This is a genomic window from Anaerorhabdus sp. (assembly GCF_036657415.1).
Lineage (GTDB): Bacteria > Bacillota_I > Bacilli_A > Erysipelotrichales > Erysipelotrichaceae > Anaerorhabdus.
Map to the genome: position 1 here is coordinate 1 of NZ_JAVXGL010000092.1, position 7,332 is coordinate 7,332.

Genomic DNA, 7,332 nt, shown 5'->3' on the forward strand with positions numbered 1-7,332 from the left:
AAGCACGTAACTGGGCAGAAGAGGGAATGAAAATTAAAGTGGATATGCGTTTTAGAGGACGTATGATTACTAGAATTGAAGTTGGCAAGCAAGTTATGAATGATTTCGTTGAGCAAATGTCAGATCTTGCAGGAGTAGATAAAGCTCCAGCACTAGAAGGCAATACGATGTCTGTAGTATTATCACCAAAAAAAGGTAAATAGAGGAGGAAATTATCATGCCAAAAATGAAGACTAAGAAAACCTTGGCTAAACGTGTTAAAAGAACGGGAAGCGGAAAATTAAAAAGAGGCCACAACTATAGAAACCACTTTGCAGCAAATAAAACTCATAAACAAAAAGTACACTTAAGAAAATCTACACTAGTTTCTGCTAGTGATATGAAACGAATTAAGCATTTGCTTCAAGACTAAGAGCAGAAGGAGGAATAAATTATGGCAAGAGTAAAAGGTGGCACTGTAACACGTGCACGTAGAAAAAGAGTATTAAAATTAGCAAAAGGTTATTATGGTGCGAAGCACTTACTTTATAAAACAGCTCATGAACAAGTTATGCATTCAATGCGTTATGCATATGCAGGACGTAAACAAGTTAAACGTGAAATGCGTAAATTATGGATTGCACGTATTAATGCAGCAGCTAGAATGCATGATATGAGTTATTCTAAATTAATGCATGGTTTAAAATTAGCTGGTATTACAGTAAATCGTAAAATGTTAAGCGAAATTGCTATTCATGACCCTAAAGGATTTGAAACAATCGTTGATTCAGCAAAAAAAGCATTAGCTTAAAACAATGAAAGAACATGTCATCATGTTCTTTTTTTTCTTAAGATATCTTTAAATTGAGGCATAAATAAGCAAAAAATGATATTATTAACAATATTAGTGAGGTTGAATTATGAATATTTTAATTGTTGAAGATGATAAGGATATTGTTGAACTTTTGCGCATCTATTTGAGTAATGAAGGATACCAAATTTATTATGCATATAATGGAGTTGATGGTCTAGAACAGTTTAAGAATCATGAAATTCATTTATGTATTTTTGATATTATGATGCCAAAAATGAATGGTTTTGAGCTTGCAAAATCAGTAAGAGAATCAAGTAATGCACCTATACTGTTTTTAACAGCAAAAAGTAGTATTGATGATCGTATATTAGGGCTAAATTTAGGTGGAGATGATTATATTTCTAAACCATTTAATCCCTTAGAAATAGTTGCAAGAGTTAAATCAAATTTGAGAAGAGCATATCAAACAAATGTTTCGACAGATGAATTAGAACTAGATGGATTAACTTTAAAATCTAATTCTTTGAGTTGTATTAAGGATGGTGTTGAAATCTTTCTTACACCAACTGAGTTCAAGATATTATCCTTGTTAATGAAGTCACCTAACAAAATATTTACAAAAGTTCAAATTTATGAACAAATTAATGGTGAATATCTTCAAAATGATGATAATACAATGATGGTTCATATGTCTAAATTAAGGGATAAAATTGAAGATGATTCAAGAAATCCAAAATATATTAAAACAATTAGGGGATTGGGGTATAAGTTTGAGACTAAAAAAGATTAGATTTACTTTATTTCAAGAATTAATTGCGTACTTCGCAATTTTTAGTGTGATTGTATTAGCTGCATTATATGCTGCAAATTATGTATCGAACATGATGTTTGATAAATATAGTCCATATTACATGGTGAATCAATTTGATTCAGTATTGGATAAACTTCAATCAGGAAAGTACAAATCGATTGATTTTGAAAAGCTCTTGAGTAAGAGTGTAAAAGTAGATATTGTTACTGAAACGGGTGATGTTGTTTACTCAAACTATAATCGTGTAGAAAAGTATAATCCAAGTGATTTCTATTACATTTATAGCTATAAATCACCGTATTATGTTAACATGGTACCTTTTGTTGAGAATGGTGAAGACTATGTTAATATAACAATTGAATATTTTGATGCGAGTGAAGTCAATAAATCATATGTATTAAATGATTCAAATGAAGTAGTATCTTCAAATGATGATACTAAAGAACGTTTCACGAGAGAAGAATTGGATTATTTATCGAATGATACACAAATTGGTAAATATGAATTTATTGGCAATGATGGAATAACTTATTATTTGATTAGTATATTGCCTGAATCAGTTTTACCTGATTACAGCAATATATTTAAAACGATTGATCAAATTTATTTAGGATTACAAATATTTTATGTAATTTTGGTAATTCAATTTGTTTGGTTGGTTCATCGCAAGATACTTAAATTAATTAAAAAGTTAAATGAAGCTATCTATGAATTGACAGCTTTTGGTAGCAGCCGAGTTAAAAACTATAGAGGTCCAAAAGAATTTGAAGAAATAGCTGATAATTTTAATATTATGGCAAAAAGTTTAGATGAATCACGCCAACAACAAATCCGATTGGAAGAAGACAAGAAGAAATTGCTTTCTGATATTTCGCATGATTTAAAAACGCCAATCACAGTTATTCAAGGGTATGCAGAAGCAATTGCGAATAACATGGTAGATGATGACTCCAAGCAAGAATACTTACGTATCATAAGTAAAAAAGCAGGGGCATTAACAGATTTGATAAATAAGTTTTATGAATATAACAAGTTAGATCATCCAGATTTTAAGTTAAACTGTGAAAATGTAGAAATTAAAGAGTTTGTTCGTGAATATCTTGCGGACAAATATGATGAAATTATTCATAAGGGATTAGATTTAAAAATTAGCATTGATGGTAAGAAACAAGTTATAGAACTAGACAAACTTCAAATGAAACGAGTTCTAGACAATATTATTGATAATGCGATAAAACATAATCCTCCAGGAATTACGATTCATGTTCAAATCATTGATGAAGAAAAAACGGTTTGTATCGTAATTGAAGACAATGGTGTTGGAATTAGTGATGAGTTACGTGCTCACATTTTTGATCCGTTTGTAGTGACAGATGATTCAAGAAGCAGTGGAGGAAGTGGTTTGGGTCTTACAATCAGTAAGAAAATTATTGATAATCACCAAGGAACAATCGAAGTGAAGAAAACAGACAGTTATAAAACTAGATTCGAGATAAGATTGAATAAAAAATATTAAAAGCCTTTAATTATAGGCTTTTTCTATTGACATAGTACTAGCACAGACTTATATTGAATATATATTCAATAAGAAAAATAGAATGGAGGTAACAATGAGAGTAGAACAACGTGAAAAAAGAAAGTTAGAAATTATTATTACCTCGATTGATGTTTTTGTAACACGAGGATATGCAGGGACAAAAATTCAAGATATTGCTGAAAGTGCTGGAATGAGTGTTGGACTCTTATTCCATTACTTTGAATCTAAGGAAGCACTATATAATGAATTAATTAAAATTGCTGTTGATGGAACTATGGAAACATTGAATCAAGATGCAGCAATGCCAATTGAATACTTTGAAAAACTTACACGTGATTTATTCATGAAAGTAAATAATCATCCGTATTGGGCAAAAATATTTGTATTGCTTAAACAGGCAATGAACAATGATTCGATTCCAGAGATTGCAAAGAAATATGTTAGAAAAATTAAAATTGTTGAACGAATGGTACAAGTTATTAAGAGTGGTCAACAACTTCAAATAATACGAAGGGGAAATTCTACAACATTAGCTATGTTATATTGGACTACTGTGACAGGTATTATTGAGCAATATGCTTTTACCCCATCAATTCCTTTGCCTGAAGTAAGTTGGATACTTTCATTGATCAAACCAACTTAATATATAGATATTTAAGATGTAATTAGAAAAAATTAGGAGATATAGTATGGAACTTATTAAATTATGGGACGCTGATGTTCAAAAAGCGTATCAGCTCCAAAGCTCTTTTATGGAAAATGAAAATGGTTTTGTTAATGCAGCATTTGGATATTCATTTGATGAATTCAAAGAATATGTAAATATGCGTAAAGAACATTCTCAAGGAATTAACTTACCGGAGGGCTATGTAGCTGATACAGTATTTATTCTTGTTGATGGTGAGCGTTATGTGGGGATATTTAATCTTAGACATGAATTGAATGATTTTCTTAGAAATGGTGCTGGGCATATTGGGTATGCAATTTCCTTAGATTTTCGAAAGAAAGGGTACGCAACAAAGGGGCTAGCTTTAGTTCTTGATAAAGCAAGAGAGATTGGTATTGAAGAAGCATATTTATCTGTAAACAAAGATAATTATGCAAGTGTTAAAGCACAATTAAATAATGGTGCAGTTATTCATCATGAAGATGATAAGGAATATTACACACGAATCAAATTATAGCGGGTAAAACCGCTTTTTATTTTAAAAAAAGACTTGGTGTATTAACCAAGTCTTTTAAATTTTATTGTTCTAATTGTTTAATAGCGATTTCTAAACGGCGAAGTGTTTCTTCTTTACCTAAGATATGTGATAGTTCGATTGCTCCACCTGGAGTAAATTGTTTTCCTGTGATTGCTACCCGAACTGGATAGAGTAACTGTCCATTTTTGATACCTAGTTTTTCAACTAATGCCATCATTTCGTCATGAATTGTACTGTCTTCCCAATTAGGTAAGTTTTCATATAATTCCTTCGTAGCTTTTAATGATGGAAGTGCAATTTCAGGATTCGATTTCATTTTTTTATTGTTGTATAGTTCAATATCGAATGAAGGATAGTTATCAAAGAAATCTAACATTTCTTCAATTTCAGCTAAAGTGTTAGCACGTTGTTGAAGAATTTTTGCAATATCTTTATGGTTATATTTATTTGAAACCGCTTTTTCAATATAAGGATTTGCAAGTTCAAAATAAGTATCAATATCCATATTACGTAAATACATACCATTCATCCAAGTTAATTTATCAATATCAAAGATTGCACCAGAAGTACCAATACGTTTAACATTGAACGCTTGTTTAAGTTCATCCAAAGTATAGATTTCTTGTTCAGTTTCAGGTGACCAGCCAAGAAGAGCAATATAATTGATGATGGCTTCAGGTAAATAACCTTTAGCTACTAAATCTTGAAAAGAAGCATCGCCATTACGTTTTGATAGTTTATGATGTTCATCTTTCATTACTGGTGGACAATGAATATAAGTAGGGATATCCCATCCAAATGATTGATAAACTAAATTATATTTAGGTGTTGAAGATAAGTATTCATTACCACGAATAACGTGAGTAATTTCCATCATGTGATCATCAATAATGTTTGCAAAGTTATAAGTAGGAAAACCATCTGACTTAAGTAGAATAGCTTCATCTAAAGTGCTATTTTCTACTGTAATTGTTCCATAAACTTCATCATCAAAAGAAGTAGTTCCAGTTGAAGGGATATTTTGACGAACTACATATTTTTCACCAGCAGCGATGCGAGATTGGATTTCCTCAGAAGATAGTTTTTTACATGGATCATTGAAAATGAAAGACTCTCCGCGTGCTTCTGCTAATTCACGTTGTGCTTGGATATCTTCTTCTTGGCAGAAACAATAGTGAGCGCCACCAAGTTCAATAAGTTTTTCAGCATATTCTTTATATATTCCTGATTTCATACGTTCTGACTGAACATATGATCCATAATTTCCACCAACATCAGGTCCTTCATCATGAAATAACTTACATTGTGCTAATGTATTATAGATAATATCTGTAGCTCCTTCAATTAAACGACCTTGATCAGTGTCTTCAATACGAAGAATGAATACACCTTCGGGATCTTTTTTAGCTACTAAATATTCATATAAAGCGGTTCTTAGGTTACCGATATGCATGTAACCGGTAGGGCTTGGCGCAAATCTTGTACGTACTTTTGTCATATTTTTACCTCTTATTTCGTAAATTTTATTTTACTCTAAATAGCCAATTCTTTCAATCAAAATCAATAAAAATGGCTTTTTTAAAGGATATTTAGTTTTTTTGTTATGAATAAATTGGTAACTACTAATTCTTATTTTTTAAAAAATGTATATTTTTAAACAAGATACCTTGACAGGCGAGGTATCTTGTTCTATAGTATATTCATCAAGGAGGTGGATGTATGCTAATTATGTCAGATATCATTCGTGGCTATACTGATACATTTATTCTTGCCCAAATATTACATAAGGATAGTTATGGGTATGAAATAAACAAAGCAATTAATGAAATGACAAATGGGCGATTTGAGTTGAAAGAAGCAACACTCTATACAACATTCAGACGTCTTGAGCAAGGTGGATACATAATTTCTTATTGGGGCGATGAAAATACCGGTGCACGCCGTAGATATTATGCAATTACTGAAAAAGGCAAAGAATTGTATTATGAAAATTTAAATGACTGGAAAATAGCTAAAACAATGATCAATCAAATATTGGAGGATAAGAATGATGAATAGCAAAATTAAAAACTACGTCGATGTAATATTCCAAGATGTTCCAAGAACTAAGAAAGCAACAGAATTAAAGGAAGAAATCGCATCAAACCTTAACGAACGTTTTGAGGATTACATGGCTCAAGGGAAATCAGAAACAGAAAGTTATGGTTTAGCAGTTGCGAACATGGGAGATATAGACGAAATGATTAAAGAAGTAATGCCAAACGATGAATTTTTTAGAGAAGCTAGTACATATCGCAGAAGAAATGCAAGAAATACTGCAATTGGTGTCGCAATGTATATTATTGGTGCCGCACTATTAATTATTTGCAGTGCAGCAGGTGAATCATTTGGAATGGATGATTTAGGAGGTGTTATTGGTGTAACTATTTTACTTATATTTGCAGCTATCGCAACCGCATTAATTATCTACTCAAATATGTCAACACCAAAAGAATACAAAGATTATGAAGAAACACAAGAACGTGAAATGAAAGAAATGAGACCTTATGACCGTAAGGTGTACCAAGCAATTACTTCTGTTTATTGGACAGTAATAACAGCTATTTATTTAGGGATATCATTTTGGACAATGTCATGGGGAATTACTTGGATTATTTGGGTAATTGCAGGGGTACTTCACTCTATTATTACAACAATATTTCAACTTAGAGGAATCAAAGAATGAAAAAGATATTAATAACTAAATTAGTTGTATTATGCATTGTCCTTGCATTAATTATTCCAATTGGAATTGGATTAATTACAGGTTATGGTTTTAGATGGGGAAGTAATTTTAGTTTCTTTAATTTTGGTACACAAGAAGGTTTTGCAGAGTTGAAAGTAAATGATAGCTTTTCAAATGTTGAATCAATAAAAACTAAATTAATTGATGAAAATATTATCGTATACACGCATGATAAAAAGACAGTCGATGTTAAATACTATG

General features: G+C 31.1%; 11 protein-coding genes. 10 read left to right on the top strand and 1 reads right to left on the bottom strand.

The features are described 5' to 3' along the window. From RSB60_RS10110 to RSB60_RS10140, 7 genes are all read left to right on the top strand, one after another. On the top strand, positions 1 to 203 hold a 203-nt coding region (locus RSB60_RS10110), incomplete at its 5' end, for a translation initiation factor IF-3 C-terminal domain-containing protein (protein ID WP_332616116.1). 14 nt (positions 204 to 217) lie between these two features. Beyond that, complete coding sequence (gene rpmI / locus RSB60_RS10115; RefSeq protein WP_323381575.1) at positions 218 to 412, top strand: 50S ribosomal protein L35; 195 nt, start codon at positions 218 to 220, stop codon at positions 410 to 412. A gap of 21 nt (positions 413 to 433) precedes the next feature. Then, positions 434 to 790 carry a 50S ribosomal protein L20 gene (gene rplT / locus RSB60_RS10120; RefSeq protein WP_332616118.1) on the top strand — a complete coding sequence of 119 codons (357 nt, stop codon included), beginning with the start codon at positions 434 to 436 and terminating at the stop codon, positions 788 to 790. A gap of 109 nt (positions 791 to 899) precedes the next feature. Then, the gene (locus RSB60_RS10125) at positions 900 to 1,583 is read left to right on the top strand and encodes a response regulator transcription factor (protein ID WP_323381573.1); all 684 of its coding nucleotides are present in this window, start codon (positions 900 to 902) and stop codon (positions 1,581 to 1,583) included. After that, the gene (locus RSB60_RS10130) at positions 1,510 to 3,120 is read left to right on the top strand and encodes a HAMP domain-containing sensor histidine kinase (protein WP_323381572.1); all 1,611 of its coding nucleotides are present in this window, start codon (positions 1,510 to 1,512) and stop codon (positions 3,118 to 3,120) included. Before RSB60_RS10125 ends, RSB60_RS10130 begins: the two co-directional genes overlap by 74 nt. A gap of 94 nt (positions 3,121 to 3,214) precedes the next feature. Beyond that, entirely contained in the window at positions 3,215 to 3,784 is a 570-nt protein-coding gene (locus tag RSB60_RS10135) for a TetR/AcrR family transcriptional regulator (RefSeq protein ID WP_323381571.1), read from the top strand. A 46-nt stretch (positions 3,785 to 3,830) separates the two neighbouring features. Further along, entirely contained in the window at positions 3,831 to 4,325 is a 495-nt protein-coding gene (locus RSB60_RS10140; RefSeq protein ID WP_332616121.1) for a GNAT family N-acetyltransferase, read from the top strand. A 61-nt stretch (positions 4,326 to 4,386) separates the two neighbouring features. Here the strand turns inward: RSB60_RS10140 and gltX are convergent, their stop codons facing one another. Beyond that, a complete protein-coding gene (gene gltX, locus RSB60_RS10145; protein WP_332616123.1) occupies positions 4,387 to 5,844 on the bottom strand; it encodes a glutamate--tRNA ligase in 1,458 nt (485 codons plus the stop codon). Between the two features lie 221 nt (positions 5,845 to 6,065). Here gltX and RSB60_RS10150 point away from each other — a divergent pair, with 221 nt between their 5' ends. The 3 genes from RSB60_RS10150 to RSB60_RS10160 all read left to right on the top strand — a co-directional run. Beyond that, positions 6,066 to 6,404, top strand: coding sequence for a PadR family transcriptional regulator (locus tag RSB60_RS10150; protein ID WP_323381568.1), 339 nt, complete (start codon positions 6,066 to 6,068; stop codon positions 6,402 to 6,404). Next, complete coding sequence (locus RSB60_RS10155) at positions 6,394 to 7,071, top strand: permease prefix domain 1-containing protein (protein ID WP_323381567.1); 678 nt, start codon at positions 6,394 to 6,396, stop codon at positions 7,069 to 7,071. The genes RSB60_RS10150 and RSB60_RS10155 overlap by 11 nt, the downstream gene beginning before the upstream one ends. Beyond that, the coding region (locus RSB60_RS10160) for a hypothetical protein (protein WP_332616126.1) at positions 7,068 to 7,332 on the top strand (265 nt) is incomplete at its 3' end. The genes RSB60_RS10155 and RSB60_RS10160, both read left to right, overlap by 4 nt.